This window comes from Flavivirga rizhaonensis, assembly GCF_004791695.1.
In the GTDB taxonomy this organism is placed as follows: Bacteria; Bacteroidota; Bacteroidia; order Flavobacteriales; family Flavobacteriaceae; genus Flavivirga; species Flavivirga rizhaonensis.
Genome location: NZ_SRSO01000008.1, coordinates 74,309 through 90,640 on the forward strand (window position 1 = coordinate 74,309; position 16,332 = coordinate 90,640).

The 16,332-nt window shown below is 31.2% G+C and carries 16 protein-coding genes; 6 read left to right on the forward strand and 10 right to left on the reverse strand.

Going from position 1 to position 16,332, the window contains the following annotated elements; translation table 11 throughout:
- Position 1: 1 nt before the first annotated feature.
- Complete coding sequence (locus EM932_RS07545; protein ID WP_135876573.1) at positions 2-205, reverse strand: hypothetical protein; 204 nt, start codon at positions 203-205, stop codon at positions 2-4.
- Positions 206-288: 83 nt separating this feature from the next.
- Between EM932_RS07545 and EM932_RS07550 the strand changes: the two genes are divergently transcribed.
- On the forward strand, positions 289-1,212 hold the full coding sequence (locus tag EM932_RS07550) for a LysR family transcriptional regulator (protein ID WP_135876574.1): 924 nt from the start codon (positions 289-291) through the stop codon (positions 1,210-1,212).
- 150 nt (positions 1,213-1,362) lie between these two features.
- On the opposite strand, the gene accD is transcribed toward EM932_RS07550, so the two are convergent.
- The 3 genes from accD to tamL form a co-directional block, all read right to left on the reverse strand.
- Positions 1,363-2,220, reverse strand: a complete 858-nt coding sequence (gene accD, locus EM932_RS07555; protein WP_135876575.1) for an acetyl-CoA carboxylase, carboxyltransferase subunit beta — start codon at positions 2,218-2,220, stop codon at positions 1,363-1,365.
- Between the two features lie 317 nt (positions 2,221-2,537).
- Positions 2,538-3,605 (reverse strand): class II fructose-bisphosphate aldolase, encoded by a 1,068-nt coding sequence (gene fbaA / locus EM932_RS07560; protein ID WP_135876576.1) that lies wholly within the window; start codon positions 3,603-3,605, stop codon positions 2,538-2,540.
- A gap of 130 nt (positions 3,606-3,735) precedes the next feature.
- Positions 3,736-6,264 (reverse strand): translocation and assembly module lipoprotein TamL, encoded by a 2,529-nt coding sequence (gene tamL / locus EM932_RS07565; protein ID WP_135876577.1) that lies wholly within the window; start codon positions 6,262-6,264, stop codon positions 3,736-3,738.
- Between the two features lie 247 nt (positions 6,265-6,511).
- Here tamL and EM932_RS07570 point away from each other — a divergent pair, with 247 nt between their 5' ends.
- Positions 6,512-7,231, forward strand: coding sequence for a TrmH family RNA methyltransferase (locus tag EM932_RS07570; RefSeq protein ID WP_135876578.1), 720 nt, complete (start codon positions 6,512-6,514; stop codon positions 7,229-7,231).
- A gap of 52 nt (positions 7,232-7,283) precedes the next feature.
- Here EM932_RS07570 and EM932_RS07575 read toward each other — a convergent pair whose 3' ends face one another.
- From EM932_RS07575 to ubiE, 3 genes are all read right to left on the reverse strand, one after another.
- Positions 7,284-7,676: a hypothetical protein gene (locus tag EM932_RS07575; RefSeq protein ID WP_135876579.1), complete on the reverse strand. Its 393-nt coding sequence runs from the start codon at positions 7,674-7,676 to the stop codon at positions 7,284-7,286.
- A 272-nt stretch (positions 7,677-7,948) separates the two neighbouring features.
- Positions 7,949-8,677 carry a type IX secretion/gliding motility protein PorT/SprT gene (gene porT, locus EM932_RS07580; protein ID WP_135876580.1) on the reverse strand — a complete coding sequence of 243 codons (729 nt, stop codon included), beginning with the start codon at positions 8,675-8,677 and terminating at the stop codon, positions 7,949-7,951.
- Between the two features lie 5 nt (positions 8,678-8,682).
- Positions 8,683-9,408 carry a bifunctional demethylmenaquinone methyltransferase/2-methoxy-6-polyprenyl-1,4-benzoquinol methylase UbiE gene (gene ubiE / locus EM932_RS07585; RefSeq protein ID WP_135876581.1) on the reverse strand — a complete coding sequence of 242 codons (726 nt, stop codon included), beginning with the start codon at positions 9,406-9,408 and terminating at the stop codon, positions 8,683-8,685.
- 238 nt (positions 9,409-9,646) lie between these two features.
- On the opposite strand from ubiE, the gene trkA reads away from it, so the two are divergent.
- Positions 9,647-10,996, forward strand: coding sequence for a Trk system potassium transporter TrkA (trkA, locus tag EM932_RS07590; protein WP_135876582.1), 1,350 nt, complete (start codon positions 9,647-9,649; stop codon positions 10,994-10,996).
- 14 nt (positions 10,997-11,010) lie between these two features.
- The gene (locus EM932_RS07595; RefSeq protein WP_135876583.1) at positions 11,011-12,504 is read left to right on the forward strand and encodes a TrkH family potassium uptake protein; all 1,494 of its coding nucleotides are present in this window, start codon (positions 11,011-11,013) and stop codon (positions 12,502-12,504) included.
- A gap of 6 nt (positions 12,505-12,510) precedes the next feature.
- Here EM932_RS07595 and EM932_RS07600 read toward each other — a convergent pair whose 3' ends face one another.
- Positions 12,511-13,167, reverse strand: a complete 657-nt coding sequence (locus tag EM932_RS07600; RefSeq protein WP_135876584.1) for a response regulator — start codon at positions 13,165-13,167, stop codon at positions 12,511-12,513.
- A 356-nt stretch (positions 13,168-13,523) separates the two neighbouring features.
- Here EM932_RS07600 and EM932_RS07605 point away from each other — a divergent pair, with 356 nt between their 5' ends.
- Both EM932_RS07605 and EM932_RS07610 read left to right on the forward strand, forming a co-directional pair.
- Positions 13,524-13,781, forward strand: a complete 258-nt coding sequence (locus EM932_RS07605) for a hypothetical protein (protein ID WP_135876585.1) — start codon at positions 13,524-13,526, stop codon at positions 13,779-13,781.
- A gap of 398 nt (positions 13,782-14,179) precedes the next feature.
- Positions 14,180-14,440, forward strand: a complete 261-nt coding sequence (locus tag EM932_RS07610; RefSeq protein ID WP_135876586.1) for a hypothetical protein — start codon at positions 14,180-14,182, stop codon at positions 14,438-14,440.
- A 77-nt stretch (positions 14,441-14,517) separates the two neighbouring features.
- On the opposite strand, the gene EM932_RS07615 is transcribed toward EM932_RS07610, so the two are convergent.
- Together EM932_RS07615 and EM932_RS07620 are read right to left on the reverse strand one after the other, a co-directional pair.
- Positions 14,518-14,967, reverse strand: a complete 450-nt coding sequence (locus EM932_RS07615; RefSeq protein WP_135876587.1) for a hypothetical protein — start codon at positions 14,965-14,967, stop codon at positions 14,518-14,520.
- 158 nt (positions 14,968-15,125) lie between these two features.
- Complete coding sequence (locus EM932_RS07620) at positions 15,126-16,310, reverse strand: pyridoxal phosphate-dependent aminotransferase (protein ID WP_135876588.1); 1,185 nt, start codon at positions 16,308-16,310, stop codon at positions 15,126-15,128.
- Between the last annotated feature and the right edge of the window lie 22 nt (positions 16,311-16,332).

The following is a 16,332-nucleotide window of genomic DNA, read 5'->3' on the forward strand; positions in this document are numbered from 1 at the left end:
GTTATTTGTTAATATTTTTGTTTTTTGCACTTAGTAGCGTCATTCCAATAATCAAACCGCATAACAATATCTCTTCTAAAAATAAATTGTTATTTATTATGGACAGAGAAACGACGGTTGCATAAATTAATGCAATGATAACGTCATTAATAGTTGCTGATTTTTGATGTAATCTTTTAAAGCTGTTTAATAGTTTTTCTTTCATGGTTTTTATATTTAGTGCAAAGTTTAATTATTTTATTCATATATTTTTATTTATATTTATTATAAAATATATAATATTTATTTATGAATTATACATTGCATCAATTAGAGGTTTTTCTTAAAACATATGAATTGCAGAGTGTTACAAAGGCTTCTGAAGCACTTTATCTTACCCAGCCAGCTGTTTCAATTCAGTTAAAAAAGTTTCAAGAACAGTTTAAAATTCCTCTTTTTGAGGTTGTTGGAAGAAAAATATATATTACTGAGTTTGGAGTTGAAGTTGCACAAGCTGTAAAAAAAATAATGGAAGAGGTAAAGGCTATAGATTACAAGGCATTATCATTTCAAGGGGAGTTAGCGGGCAAATTAAAAATAGCCATTGTGTCTACTGCCAAATATGTGATGCCTTATTTTATATCAGATTTTATTAATGAAAATAGGGGCGTGGATTTGATCATGGATGTTACTAATAAAGCTAATGTTGTTAGGGCTTTGGAGAATAATGAAGTTGATTTTGCTATGATTTCAACGATTCCTAAAAAACTTAAAATAGATAGAATTGAGCTTATGAAAAATGAATTGTTTATGGTAGGAGGAAAGAATTATAAGCATAAGGGGAAATATTTATCTAAAACTGAGTTTCAAAAATTACCGCTGATATATAGAGAACAAGGGTCTGCCACTCGATTGGCAATGGAAAACTTTATAGATTCTAGAAAAATATCTACGTATAAAAAAATGGAATTAACCTCGAATGAAGCATTAAAACAAGCTGTTATTTCTGGTTTGGGATACTCCATTATGCCCTTAATTGGTATAAAGAATGCTATTAGTATGGGGGAATTACAGATTATCCCAGTAAAAGGGCTTCCAATTGTTACTAATTGGAATTTGGTTTGGCTGAGTTCAAAAAATATGTCAAACATCTCCAAAAAACTTATAGAACATATTAACACAAATAAACAGGTGCTAATTGATAAGCACTTTGGATGGTTGGATAAGTATTAATCGTATTTAACATAGAAACTGACGTTATTTAAAGTAAACATAGGATGTTATACAGGACTCACGAAATTAAAAAAGCCTTATCGAAATAATTCTGATAAGGCTTTTTTTGTATTATAACAAAATAGGGGTATTTTTCTCCCTTCTTTTCTTCTATGCTCTTAAAGGCTGATTTGTTATTAAATCGAGGTATTTATTAACCTGGTTTTTCAGCTCTTTTCTTACTGTGATAAAATCTAAGAAACCGTGTTCTAATAAAAATTCAGCTGTTTGAAAACCTTCTGGTAATTCTTTTCCTGTAGTATCTCTTACAATTCGAGGTCCTGCAAACCCAATTAAAGCACCAGGTTCACTGATGTTAATATCGCCTAGCATAGCAAACGAAGCTGTAGTGCCTCCTGTAGTTGGATCTGTACATAAAGAAATATACGGAATTTGAGCATCGGCTAATTGTGCTAGTTTTACAGACGTTTTAGCTAATTGCATTAAAGATAAAGCGGCTTCCATCATTCGTGCTCCTCCAGATTTAGATATCACCATTAAAGGGATTTTTTTCTTTAATGCATAATCTGCGGCACGTGCAATTTTTTCACCTACAACGCTTCCCATAGAACCACCAATAAAAGCAAAATCCATACAGGCAACGACTAAATCTTTTCCTTTAGATTTTCCAACACCCGTGCGAACAGCATCTTTTAAATTGGTTTTATCTTGAGCAGCTTTTAAACGTTCTGGATATTTTTTTGTATCAACGAATTTAAGTGGGTCTTTAGATTCTAAATTAGCATCTAACTCTTTAAATTTATTATCGTCGAATAATATTTCGAAATATTCTTTACTCCCTATGCGTACATGGTAGCCATCTTCTGGGCTTACATAGAAGTTTTTTTCCAATTCTTCTGCATCAACAACTTTACCGGTAGGAGATTTATACCAAAGCCCTTTAGGAGTATCTTTTTTCTCCTCGGTTGTTGTTGTGATTCCTTTTGTTTTTCTTTTAAACCAAGACATAGTGATTTACGATTTTAGATTTTTAATCTTAGCAAACGTTATTCGTGTTAAGGATTATTTGTCCTTTTAGTTTTATTAAATATGAAATCATTAATATTTCATATATGAAGCGTTTATTAAAGTCTTTCTAATTTTATTAAGAAGCGACTACCAAAAGCCAGATTACAAAATTAAGCCTTTTTTTAATTTTGAGGTAATACCCTAATGTTTTTTTAATTCAATACCTGTAATGCGTTGTTTAATAGGTGTGTAAATGAAAAAGACCCTGTTTTATACAGAGTCTTTAATACATATTGTTGTAGTAAATTTACCTATAATTATAAGGTGTTTACATTGTTTAAATCTTCGAAAGCCTTTTTTAGACGTTCAACAAAAGTAACTTCTCCTGCGCGTAACCATACACGTGGGTCGTAGTACTTTTTATTTGGAACATCATCTCCATCAGGATTTCCTATTTGGGCTTTTAAGTATGCTGCTTTATCACCCATATAATCACGAATACCACTCATGAAAGCATACTGTAAATCGGTATCGATATTCATTTTTATAACACCGTAGCTGATACCTTCGCGAATTTCTTCAACTGTAGAACCAGAACCACCATGGAAAACAAAATCGATATGATTTTCTCCAACACCATATTTTTTACTAATATATTCTTGAGAATTTTTTAAGATTTTTGGAGTTAATTTTACATTTCCTGGTTTGTAAACACCATGAACATTACCAAAGGCAGCAGCAATAGTGAATTGATCACTTACTTTACTTAATTCTTCGTAAGCATAAGCTACTTCTTCTGGTTGTGTGTATAATTTTGAATCATCTACATCAGTGTTATCTACACCATCTTCTTCACCGCCTGTAATTCCAAGCTCTATTTCTAATGTCATCCCCATTTTGCTCATGCGCTCTAAATAGGTTTTACATATTTCAATATTCTCTTCGATTGGTTCTTCAGAAAGATCAATCATATGAGAACTAAAAAGCGATTTTCCAGTTTCTGCGTAATGTTTTTCACTAGCATCTAATAAACCATCAATCCAAGGTAATAGTTTTTTAGCACAGTGATCTGTATGTAAGATTACGGGAACACCATAAGCTTCAGCCATAGTGTGTACATGTTTTGCACCTGCAATGGCACCGGCAATAGCAGATTTTTGACCGTCGTTACTTAAGCCTTTACCTGCGTTAAATTGAGCACCGCCATTAGAAAATTGTATAATTACGGGAGCATTTAAAGCTGCAGCAGTCTCTAATACACCATTAATTGTGTCTGAACCTATTACATTAACAGCTGGTAAAGCAAACCCTTTTTCTTTTGCAAGTTTAAAAATTGCTTGTACTTCATGACCTGTAGCAACTCCTGGTTTAATATTGTGTCCCATTTTAAATAATTTGATTAGTTATTAATTGATGCCAAAAGTAATCATTTTTTGAATAAATAGACATGATTTAGTAGAGCGAAAACACTAAAAAATGACTAAAACGTTATAGTATATATAATTAAAATTAAAACTAAAAAGGATAGTTAATACCTATATTATAAACAGCATTTGAGAAGTTATAATCATTAAACCATCTGTTTTTCTCTCTGTAAAAAGGATCGTAGGTTTTAAAGCCTATATCGAAACGAAATACAAAAAAGCTAAAATCATAGCGTAGTCCAAAACCAGAGCCAATGGCAATATCTTTCAGCGAATCAAAGTCTGTAAATGTAGCACTATCGTCTTCTACATTATCTAATACATTCCAGATATTTCCTGTATCAATAAAGATGGCTCCATTTAAATCTTCGAAAATATTAAAGCGCTGCTCTACATTTAGGGCTATTTTTAAATTGGCTTCATTAAACTCATTAATAGTTTCTGAACTACCAGGACCTAAACTATAAGCTGTCCAAGCACGATTGTCGTTGGGCCCACCTGCAAAGAAACTTTTTGAAAACGGTATACTGGTAGAATTTCCGTAAGGGATGGCAATACCTAAAAAGCTTCTCATGGCCAATACATTCTTTTTTCCTAAGTCCCAATGCTTAGTATAATCGAATTCAGTTTTAATATATTGAGAATATGCAACATTAAAAATTTCATAACGATCATTACTATTTCTCTTTAAACCCAATAATCTTGATGCACTTGTTAATAAATTACCAGCAGACTCTAGCTTGAAACGAAAGATAGAAAAGTCATCATCAAATAAGTTAGTACGTTCGTCATTAATAAAACTAAAACTGGAAGAAAGAATTAAGTTGTCTTCTGTTAATCTATTTTTGCGTTCGTCAATGCTATTTATTATTGCTAATTGGCTATTAGAAATTTCGTTAGGGGTTATTGGATTTAAAGCGTAAGCTATAAACGCATCTGTTTGATTATTAGGAATACTTAAATCACTATTTGAATCTATATAATTAACATCTTTTGCAATTTGATTCAAAGAGTTATAGGAGCTTTGATAGATTCCAAAATAGTTATTAACATTAAGGTTTTTAACGTATTGTGCATTAAATAAATCTAATCTGTTACTTACTTTTTTATTTGGATACCAATTATAATTAAATGTACCGCTAAAGGTTTGTTTGTCTAATCCAATATTAGTCTGGCTAGTTGCAGATAAACTCATACGTGTAGATGGAGACATATATTTAGGGATTATTTTCTCTGTATTAAATGGTGAAAATAATCTGGGAATAGTTAGTTTAAAATCAATACCAATTTCATTGATGTCGAAAAAGGGATCGTCTAAATTATTTTTGTCTTTTGAAGCACCAATAGATCCAATTGCAGAAATTTCAAGTGTTTCTGCACCTCTAAAAATATTTCTAATTAAAAGGCTAGGGTTTAATGAAAACCCGAATGTTTGAATATTACTCTGGGACACATCGCCATTAAATCCTAAACTAAACTTTTTTAAAGGTGTTAATCTAATAGTATCTGTAAGTGTATTGTCAGGGTTTTCTATGTATTCAATATTTGGATATTTAAAGGAACGTAATTCATTTAGATGTCTATAGGTTCGTGTTCTGTCTAGATCTTTAAAAACCGAACCAGGGTTTATGAATACAGCATCCGTGAGTGCTTCTGGTCTATAACGCATTTTGTTATAACTATAAAGTTTATAACCATCGTAATTTATTGAATCCTGGAATGGTTTCCCTCTATTTTCAAATGTATAATCTGTAATAATATTAACCTCTCTAATTTTGAAAATCTTAAAGGGCTCACGTCTTATAGAGTCTTGATTTCTAATGGCTCTATCTTGAATTTGAATTCCGACATTCACTTTTTTATTGGTGCCTACTGTGTCTATTTCAAAAGTGATATAATCCTGATCAAAATGAAATACACCAGAATTACGTAATTCATTAGAAATTCTATCACGCTCTTGTTCAAAATTGGTGGTTTTGTATTGTTCTTTTGGTTTAATCAACGCATTTTTTTTAATTTTTTGGTATAAAGAATCTACCACGGGAGATTTTATTTTTTCTGAAATAGAATCGAGAATAAAAGGGTCGCCAGTTTTTACGTGATATTTAATACTGGCACGTTTGTCTTCATTCTTTTTTGTATCATAAGTTGTTTTAACATTAAACCAACCATTGTTTATATAATAATCTTGAAGGCGTTTTACAGATTTTTTAGTCTTTTCTTCATCAAGAATAATAGGAATTTCGCCAGTTTTTCGTAACCAATTATTAAACCCTACAGAAGAGTTCTTTAATCGGTCTAATTGTTTTTTTGATAGTCTTTTGGTTAGTCGAGCTCTGCGTTTGGGATTTTTATCTAACCATTCTTCAAATAAAGAATCTCTATTATTACGTGCTAAATTGTAAATATGTAAGCGTAAAGGGATGCCTGCAATTTTTCTATTTGGCTTTTGGTATAATAAATTATTTATGGTTTCTGTATTATCTTTTCTTTCATTTACATATACAGTTGTATTAGTTAGTAAATATTCATTTTCGGCAACTCTTTTTACGCTGTCGCAAGACAAAATGTATCCTGTTAATACAATGAAGATTAATATTTTTGAGAGCTGTTTTTTCAAATGAAATTAATTCAAATTATAATTTTGACCAATAGACTTTAATTAAAGAAATATAATACTGTTTATTACGGACTCAAAAGTACATTTTTTCAAGTGTTTATTTGTATTTTTTTTCAAAGGTCAAATACAACATCCTAAAATTTTGGTCTTTAGTGTTTGCTTAAAAAAATATTTAGACATTTTTGGTCTTGAACAGCGGTATTTTTCATTTCTTTATAAAATAAAATATCACGTTAATGTAGATTACATGCTCTCTAAAAGTCATATAAAATTAATAACGAGTTTAAAGCAAAAAAAATATAGACTACAACATGGTTTTTTTGTTGTTGAAGGTGTTAAAACAATAAAAGAACTATTACAATCTAAATTAATACTTTATGCCTTATATACGACTGAGTCTTTCAATATTGATGCCAAAGATGAAATTTTAATTACTGAGGCAGAATTAAAACGAATAAGCTTTTTAACCACCCCGAATAAAGCACTGGCCATTTTTAAAATTCCAGAAGTAAAACCAATTGAACAAAACGGACTTGTTTTAGCATTAGATGCCGTTAGAGATCCAGGAAACTTAGGAACCATTATTAGGCTTTGCGATTGGTTTGGGATTAAAGATTTGATTTGTAGTAAAGAAACGGTAGATTGTTTTAACCCTAAAGTAATACAAGCAACAATGGGGTCTATTATCAGAGTGAATATTAGTTATGTAGATTTAGAACTTTTTTTAAAAGAAATAAACGTACCGGTTTATGGTGCTTTTATGGAGGGAGAAACAGTTTATAATATGCATTTGCCAAATAAAGGGATTTTAGTAATGGGTAATGAAGCTAATGGTGTTTCGAAAGACATTGAAGCGCTTATAAGGAAAAAGGTCTCTATTCCCAGATTTGGTGATTTGCAGGCTACGGAAAGTTTAAATGTGGCTACAGCGACCGCTATTTTGTTGAGTGAGTTTAGGAGGTTTTAGTGTTCAGTGTTCAGTGTTTAGTGTTTAGTGTTCAGTCTGCCCAATACAAGTATTAAGTTTTGTCTTGATATGTATTAATTATAAAATCGTCCCAGACTTGTGCTTCGATATATCTGTCATATGTCATGTTTTCTTGAGATTTCCATTTTTCCTCGGTCGGAAGCCCATATTTGTCTAATAGATCTTTCAATTCGTTTAGTAAGTATACTTGCCCGTTATATGCTTTTCTATATTTTGCAAGTTTAGGTTCATCGTAAAATTGAAATGACACCATGCTATCTGGGTATGTGAAGCTTATATGCTCTGGTTTTATATCTGTCAAAGGAATTTTTACAACATCAGGGTTTTCATAGCAAGATTTTACCCATTCACATTCGCCTAAGGTAAAATAAAATGGGTCATTTCTATTTGGTTTACCTCCTTTGACTATGAATGCTTTTTTCAATCTTTTTCTAAGGCAAATCGTAATTCGATATAACTAGGTGGTCTTTTACTATTAAAACCGATTGATATATTGTTTTGAATTTTTATTGCTTCTTCAAATTTATTTTGAGTAATATTTAGAAATGGACCTTGTTCAATTTCATAGTAGTGGTACAAAAAAATCAGGAATTTTCATTAAGTGTTTATAGTTGATTGAAGCTTAGCCAAAGTTATTAAGAAAACATATAAATGACAAACAAGTTTGTTAACTGCTCACTGAATACCGAACACTGCTTACTGAAACGTAAAATTAACAAACAAACCTCTGGTTTTCATACTGGCAATATTGCTGGTCCAAGGGCTATTAGGGTCTTTATCTCTAACAAGTTCGTCTCCTATACCAAAAAGTCCACGAATAGAAGGAGTAAACTTAAAGTTATATAGATATAAATCTATACCAAACCCAAGTTCATAAAACAAGGAGCTTTTTTTGGTTCTAAATTGTCCATTGCTATTGTCTTCAGGGTTATTCTCGTTGCTAGATAGGTTTAAAGCCGTTGAAAATCCGCCTACAATAAAAGGTTTAAAATTGTTGACGCGTTTGGTGGATATTTTTACTAAAAGTGGTAAATGCACATAGGTTGATTTAACCTCTCTAATTAAATCCGAACTCTTAAAGCTTGTACCGTTGAAATGTGTTTGACTATAATGTAACTCTCGAGTTGTAATTAATAAACCAGGTTCAAAACGTAAATCAATAAAACTATTAATACGCAAATTCCCAATTAAACCAACACTAAAACCCGGGCTCTTTTTTACATAAATATCACGTAAATCTTCTTTATAATCAAAATTAAAATCATAGCTATTGATTCCTAAAAAATAGCCCCAGCGTAATAATCGATTATCAGTAGAGCCTCTTCCTTGGTTTGCATCATATGTTACTTTTTCTTTGCTAAAAAGTTGTGCATTAGATGCTTGTATGATGAATAAAAATGATATTAATACAAAAAACCGCTTCATACTTATTACTTAGATGATTTATAAATTGTTGCCACACCAAAAGTTTGTGGAAAATCCTCAACATTAATAAACCCAATTTTACGTAAAATATTGTTCAAAGCTTCACCGTAAGGAAAAACAGAAGCAGATTCACATAAATATTTATAAGCACTTCTGTCTTTTGAAAATAGCTTTCCAATAAGTGGTAAAATATTTTTTGTGTAAAATTTATAACCTTGTTTGTATGGCATTTTAGAAGGAATAGATGTTTCTAATATTACGAATGTACCATTAGGTTTTAACACTCTAAAGATTTCTTTTAAGCCATTTTCCAAGGTTTCAAAATTCCTTACACCAAAGGCTACTGTAATAGCATCAAAAGAATTATCTTCAAAAGGCATATTTTCACTATCACCTAAAACCATATCTATTTTAGACTCTAAAGATTTTTTCTTTATTTTTTCTTTACCAATTTCTAGCATACCACTACTAATATCTAAGCCAACAATTTTTGAGGCATTAGTTTCAGCTAGATTAATGGCTAAATCTCCAGTACCTGTAGCAATATCTAAAATAGTTTCAGGAGTACTTTCTTTAACAATTTTCACTACTTTTTTTCGCCATTTAATATCTATTCCAAAAGAAATAACACGGTTTAAGCCGTCATAATCTTCAGAGATAGTATCAAACATTTTAGTGACTTGTTCTTTTTTGCCTAAATCACTGTTTTTGTAGGGTTTAATTTTTGACAATGCTGTTATTTTTTGGCAAACCTACATAATTTATTTTTACTTTAATATAATAATTTAAGGCAAAATAAATTATGAAGGGCATCCCAGTCAAAATTATAGAGACAAATATTGTTTGGAAGAATATAAGCTTTTAGAAAAGCAATAACCAAAGAGATAACAAATATTAATATTTATAATATCTCATGTGGCAATATGTATTTTATAGTATATTTGCTCTACTTTATATGATAATTGAATAATGAAAATAATCATAGCTGGTGCTGGTGAAGTTGGATTTCATTTGGCAAAATTGTTGTCTTACGAGTCTCAAGAAATAACATTAATAGATATAGACAAAGAGAGTTTAGCTTATGCTGATACCCATTTGGATATCAAAGTTATTAGAGGAGATACTACTTCAATCTCTATTTTAAAAGAAGCTCGCATAAATAATTGTGATCTGTTTATTGCTGTTACAGCTATTGAGACAACTAATATCACTGTATGTGTATTAGCAAAGCAATTGGGAGCTAAACGAACCATTGCTAGAATCTCTAATACTGAATTTATAACTTACAAAGATGAAGTAGGTTTTACTAAGTTTGGTATTGATGAGTTAATTTCTCCTGAAGCTTTAGCTGCTGCAGAAATAAAAGTGTCTTTAAAACAATCGTCTTTTAATGATACTTACGAGTTTGAAGGAGGTGCCCTTACTATGGTTGGTTTAACATTGTCCAGATCGGCTTCATTTGTTGGCAAGACTGTTAAAGAAGCTGCAAAAATTTTCCCGGAAATCCATTTTGTTCCTATTGCAATTCAACGATTTGGAACCCAATATACAATCATACCGAGGGGAAGCACAGAGTTTAAAAGAGGTGATAATGTTGTATTTGTAACATCAGAAGGAGGCGGTGAAGAACTTTGTAGACTAACAGGAAAATCGAACAGAGAGATAAAGAATGTGATGATTTTGGGAGGTAGTCAAATTGGTTATAAATCGGCAAGAGATTTAAGTGACAAAGGATTTAAAGTAAAACTATTTGAAGAAGATAAAGAGCGTGCATTTGAAATTGCTGATGACTTACCAAATGTTTTAGTGATTCATAGTGATGGTCGTAATGTAGATTTGCTTGATGAAGAGAATATTGGTGAAATGGATGCTTTTATAGCTGTAGCAGGTAATTCTGAAACGAACATTATGTCTTGTTTGGTAGCGAAATCCAAGGGCGTTAAAAAAACGGTTGCTTTGGTTGAAAACATGGATTATTTTGAATTATCTCATTCCATTGGTATTGAAACACTAATAAATAAAAAATTATTAGCTGCAAACAATATATTTAGATATATAAGAAAAGGAGAGGTTGTTGCTATGACAAAACTTAGCAATATGAATGCTGAATTACTAGAGTTTGAAGTAAAGCCTACTTCGGCTATTTGCAATAAGTATATCAAGGATGTCGATTTTCCAAGGTCAGCCATTATTGGAGGAGTTATTAGAAACGGTTTAGGCGTTATAGCTCTTGGAGATTTTAAAATTCGAGAAGGCGATAGGGTGGTAGTTTGTAGTCTCCTTAAATCGATAAAAGGTGTCGAAAAATTATTTCGCTAAGATGTGCTTATAAGATGAAGTTAAATTATAAAATAATTTTCCATTTCTTAGGATTACTACTGCTATTTAATGGTGGTTTTATGCTGGTATCTGCTCTTGTTAGCTTTTTTTACAAAGATGGGGTTACATTTCAATTATTCTTATCGGGTATATTTACATTAATAGCAGGTCTTTTAGCAATGGTGTTTACAAGACATCATAAAAAAGAAATGAATAAGCGTGAAGGCTACATTGTGGTTTCTTTTGGTTGGATAATTATGGCCCTTTCAGGTACTTTACCTTATGTGTTAACGCAGAGTATTCCAAGCTTTACAAACGCTTTTTTTGAAACTATGTCTGGTTTTACTACTACAGGAGCTTCTATTTTAAACGATATTGAAGCTGTACCTAAAGGTGTTTTATTTTGGCGTAGTTTAACGCATTGGATAGGAGGTATGGGAATTATTGTTTTAGCGATTGCTATACTGCCTTTATTAGGAATTGGTGGTATGCAGCTATTCGCAGCAGAAGCACCAGGTCCTAGTGCCGATAAACTACACCCTAGAATTACAGATACAGCCAAGCGTTTATGGCTTATTTATTTTGGATATACAGCCGCAGAAACATTGCTGTTAAGTGTGGCGGGCATGTCTTTTTTTGATGCTATAAATCATTCGCTGTGTACTTTGTCTACAGGTGGTTTTTCAACTAAAAATGCTAGTGTAGCTTATTGGAATGGAGAGCCCGTAATTCAATATATTATTATATTATTCATGTTTTTGGCCGGTACTAATTTTGTTTTAAGTTATTTTGCTTTTAAGGGAAAAATTCAGAAAATAATTAAAGATGAAGAGTTTAAATTGTACTTCAAATTCGTAGGGGTTTTTACAATAATAGCAGCTATAATTATATATTTTAGAGCAGATATATCTGTATCTTCTATTGCACACCCTATGGTTTGGGGTGAAGCTGAAAGTGCATTTAGACATTCCTTGTTTCAAGTATTAGCTATTATTACTACTACAGGTTTTGTAACTGCAGATTATACCATGTGGACGCCATTCTTAATGGTTTTCTTTTTTGGTCTTATGTTTTTAGGAGGATCGGCAGGAAGTACTTCGGGAGGGGTAAAGGTCGTGCGTCATTTAATATTGATAAAAAATGGTTTTTTAGAATTTAAGCGGACACTACATCCAAATGCTATTTTGCCGGTACGTTATAATAAAAGAGCCATTTCTGGGGATATTGTATTTAATATTTTAGGATTTTTTATTCTTTATATGCTATCGTTTATTATTGGATCCTTAGGGTTTTCCATGTTTGAAATAGATTTTAAATCGGCAATAGGTTTAGCGGCTTCCAGTTTAGGAAACGTAGGGCCTGCACTTGGAGAATTTGGACCAGTAAATAACTATTCTGCATTACCTCTTCTGGCACAATGGTGGGCTTCTTTTTTAATGCTTATTGGCCGTTTGGAACTTTTTACAGTACTTATTTTGCTTACACCTTTCTTTTGGCGTAACAGGTAGGGGAATTTAGATAAAACCTAATTTTTTAGCTTCTTTTACTAAATTGAAGTTTTCTTTGTTTTTAGTATCTAATAAGGTTTTTAATTTCGTTTTTCTTACCTCAATAGCTCGAGTTGATAACGGAATAAAATTTGACAAATCTTTAGTTTTTTCTCCCATGGATAAATGATACAATATCTGTCTGTCAAAATCATCAATCGTTATTCTGTTAGCATATGTTTTGCGAGTATACCCCTCAATAGTTTTACTATAATATACTCTACCTTTTAAAGTATATATAATCGCATTTTTTAAATCAATACCATCAATATCAGATTTAATCATAAAACCTTCTGGATGAATTTCATTGATAACGTTTTGAATTCTAGTCTGATCTGTAATCGATGTTAAAACTAATATTTTGGTGTCAGGAGATTCTTTTCTTATTAAGAGGCCTAAGTCTTCCCCGCAAATAAAACGTTCGTTTTTTGAAATAGGAAGTTGGAGATCTAGAAGTACTGTTTGTGTTTTTATTCGTTGAATTTTATGTATGGCCTCATCGCAATTCTTAGCGAAAGAGACATTAAAGGTAACGTTTTCAATTTCATTAAGTATATTTTTATAAGCATTTGCTATGATAGCAGAATCTTCTATAATAAGTAGGTTAATGCTTATCTTATTCATGTTAGAGGGTATTTCTTTTTAATTCAATATTCAAAAATATAGATTGTTTTCACTAGTATTATTAATGTAATAAAAATTTGTGGAAAAACCGCAATGAATTTATAAATAAAAAACATTCATTTGTGGTTTGCTTATTACATGGCAATAAGGGCTATTATATTGATTTCCATAATTTAAGCAAAAGTTTTTATGTAAGCCACTAATGTACATTAGTGGCTTTTCGTGCTAAAGGGCTTCACTAGATTGTAATTTAAGCGTTTTTAATAAATACTTGTAGTTGAGGGGTATTAGTAATACGATGTAACAATTTTGAGCTTCAGACGTCGTCTTTGTATAACCAATTAAATAAAAGTATTATGGAATTATTATTAACTGAACAAGATTTAGAGCCATTACCTGAACCCAAAGAGTTTGTACAACACGCTAAGCCAGAAGGCATATTAAATTCTAACTATAAGAAACTAGTAAAAAAGAATTTAAGTAATATAACTTCACAATCTCTTTTTGGGGTTAAACAACGTTTAAAAAGTAGTCGATATAGATTTACTTCAGGTGCAGAAACTATTTTAGTAGTATCTGTTTATATGGCTATTATCATTGTTATCTTTTCCTAGGTAAATAAGAACTTATCTTGACTTTTTCTATTTCCTAAAAAACGGCTAAAATTCGCTCATATTTCATTATTTTTTTATACATAGTGATACTATGCCTTTCAAAAAGTGCTTAATTTGAGCAAATTTCAACTCATTTTCGGTTAAAAACAAAAAGTCAAGATGAGTTCATGATGTTTTTATAAAAGTTGTAACATTTTCACAAAAAATACTACATATATTAAAGCCGCTTTTTTACGATTGTTAACTGATGATCTTTTGAGCTAATCTCAAAATAATCTTTTATATTTTTTTGAATTGAATTTCGATAGACTTGTTTTATTGAACAGTCAATTTATTGCAAAAACTTTAAAATGTGTTGAATGTATTTCAATACAATGTTATTATAAATACTAGAAACCATGGGGGGAGAAGGATCAATGCTGGCAGCTATTAATTCTTTAAAAAATAATAGAAGCCTTTTATCAAAAAGAAAAGAAAGAAGTGCTTTAGGAGGTAGTTACAGCAATGTTAAATTAGCAAAGTTTCCAAAAGCAACTCCAGAACAATTAAAAGAAATTAGAAATAGAACCATAAAAGAGAACAGAAAAACTAGAACTAAAATTATGTTATGCTTTGTATTATTTCTAGTTCTAACATCAATTTTTCTATACTTGATATAGCAAAAAAGCAGCTCATAAGCTGCTTTTTTGCTACCTGTATAAGATTGATTATTATAGCCTAAATTTTTACATTCTAGTTACTCTTTCAACAAACATTCTTGTATTTTATGAAATATTTCTGTTTGAATAATAATATTTCCTTTTTTAGAAACCTCCATTCTTTTTGGAGCTTCATCAAATTTTAAGTTTTGAAATTTATTATTTCCAATGTATTTGCTCACATTACCCCCACGAGTGAAAATCCATATAAAACCTGCGTTGTCCCTTTCTAATTTAACTATATAGTTGCCAGGGATTGAAGTGTTATCGTTAACGTCATGTTTATAAATTGTAAATTCGTAGCCATCATAATAGTTTAAACCGTCCCAAGTGGCAATCCAAAGCCCTCCATCTAGGTCGTTTTCAATATCTATTACCGAATTATTGGACAGCCCAGAACTCGTTTCAAAACTTTCAAACTTAATATGTTGCGACCACCCGAATACACATGAAATGGATATAATGAATGAAATGACGTTTTTTAGCATCTAGACTATTTTAACCTACAATAGTATAATTCTTGTTTTAACTTAATATGACTATAGGATTAAATTATAAGTAAGAAATAATATGCTCAATTTTTAGCATAAAAAAAACCATGAATTTAATTCATGGCTTTAATAATATTTTTGAAATTGTAGGCTATTTAACTCACAACTTCTTCAACACGTTTTATAGCTTCAATAATCTGTTCTTGAGATGCCGCATAAGAAATACGAATACAATTCGGATTACCAAAAGCGTCACCAGTTACAGTAGCAACTAATGCTTCTTCTAATAAATATAAAGAAAAATCTGTTGCGTTATTTATTGTTTTGCCACGTAATGTTTTTCCAAAGTAATAAGAAATATCTGGGAATACATAAAAGGCACCTTCAGGAGTGTTTGAATTAAACCCTTTAATGTCACCTAAAAGACCAAGTACTAAATCACGACGAATTTTAAATTCATCAATCATATACTTTACTTTACTTGGAGATGCATTAAGCGCAGTAATTACAGCTTGTTGCGCAATACAGTTAGCACCACTAGTAGTTTGACCTTGCATTTTATTACAAGCACGTGCTATTTTTTCTGGAGCACCAATAAACCCAATACGCCACCCCGTCATAGCAAATGCTTTTGAGACACCGTTTACGGTAATAGTGCGATCGTACATATCGTCAAATTCAGCCATACTTGCATGTCCTTTTCCGTAGTTTATATGCTCATATATTTCATCGGAAACAACATAAATATTTGGATATTTAACCAGTACATCGGCTAATGCTCTTAATTCATCTTTGCTATATACAGATCCACTTGGATTACAAGGCGAGCTAAACCACATCATTTTAGTGTTTGGGGTTATGGCTGCTTCAAGCTGCTCGGGTGTCATTTTAAAATCGGTTTCAATAGATGTTTTAACCTCTACAGGAACCCCATCATTTAATTTTACAATATCAGAATAACTAACCCAATAAGGACAAGGTAAAAGAACTTCATCACCTTTATTTAACATCACGGCAGCTATATTTGCTAAACATTGTTTAGCACCTGTAGAAACAACTATTTGAGGTAAGGTATATGTTAAGTTATTATCACGTTTAAATTTTGTAATAATAGCTTGTTTTAATTCTACATATCCATCAACGGGAGAGTATGAATTGTAATTGTCGTTTATAGCTTGAATAGCAGCATCTTTAATAAAATCTGGAGTATTAAAGTCTGGTTCTCCAAGGCTTAAGCCAATTATATCTTTTCCTTCACCTCTAAGTTCTCTTGCCTTTGCGGCCATAGCTAGAGTGGCAGATGTAGACATGTTTAAAATTCTATCTGATAATAAGTTCATTTTTTTATGTGTTGTTGTATGT

Excerpts from the sequence above, each read along its gene's own strand:
- EM932_RS07570 (WP_135876578.1), top strand. The coding sequence starts at position 6,512 with ATGCTCTCTAAAAGTCATATAAAATTAATAACGAGTTTAAAGCAAAAA.
- accD (WP_135876575.1), bottom strand. The coding sequence starts at position 2,220 with ATGTCTTGGTTTAAAAGAAAAACAAAAGGAATCACAACAACAACCGAG.
- EM932_RS07595 (WP_135876583.1), top strand. The coding sequence starts at position 11,011 with ATGAAGTTAAATTATAAAATAATTTTCCATTTCTTAGGATTACTACTG.
- EM932_RS07615 (WP_135876587.1), bottom strand. The coding sequence starts at position 14,967 with ATGCTAAAAAACGTCATTTCATTCATTATATCCATTTCATGTGTATTC.
- EM932_RS07620 (WP_135876588.1), bottom strand. The coding sequence starts at position 16,310 with ATGAACTTATTATCAGATAGAATTTTAAACATGTCTACATCTGCCACT.
- porT (WP_135876580.1), bottom strand. The coding sequence starts at position 8,677 with ATGAAGCGGTTTTTTGTATTAATATCATTTTTATTCATCATACAAGCA.
- EM932_RS07610 (WP_135876586.1), top strand. The coding sequence starts at position 14,180 with ATGGGGGGAGAAGGATCAATGCTGGCAGCTATTAATTCTTTAAAAAAT.
- EM932_RS07545 (WP_135876573.1), bottom strand. The coding sequence starts at position 205 with ATGAAAGAAAAACTATTAAACAGCTTTAAAAGATTACATCAAAAATCA.
- trkA (WP_135876582.1), top strand. The coding sequence starts at position 9,647 with ATGAAAATAATCATAGCTGGTGCTGGTGAAGTTGGATTTCATTTGGCA.
- fbaA (WP_135876576.1), bottom strand. The coding sequence starts at position 3,605 with ATGGGACACAATATTAAACCAGGAGTTGCTACAGGTCATGAAGTACAA.
- EM932_RS07550 (WP_135876574.1), top strand. The coding sequence starts at position 289 with ATGAATTATACATTGCATCAATTAGAGGTTTTTCTTAAAACATATGAA.
- EM932_RS07605 (WP_135876585.1), top strand. The coding sequence starts at position 13,524 with ATGGAATTATTATTAACTGAACAAGATTTAGAGCCATTACCTGAACCC.
- EM932_RS07600 (WP_135876584.1), bottom strand. The coding sequence starts at position 13,167 with ATGAATAAGATAAGCATTAACCTACTTATTATAGAAGATTCTGCTATC.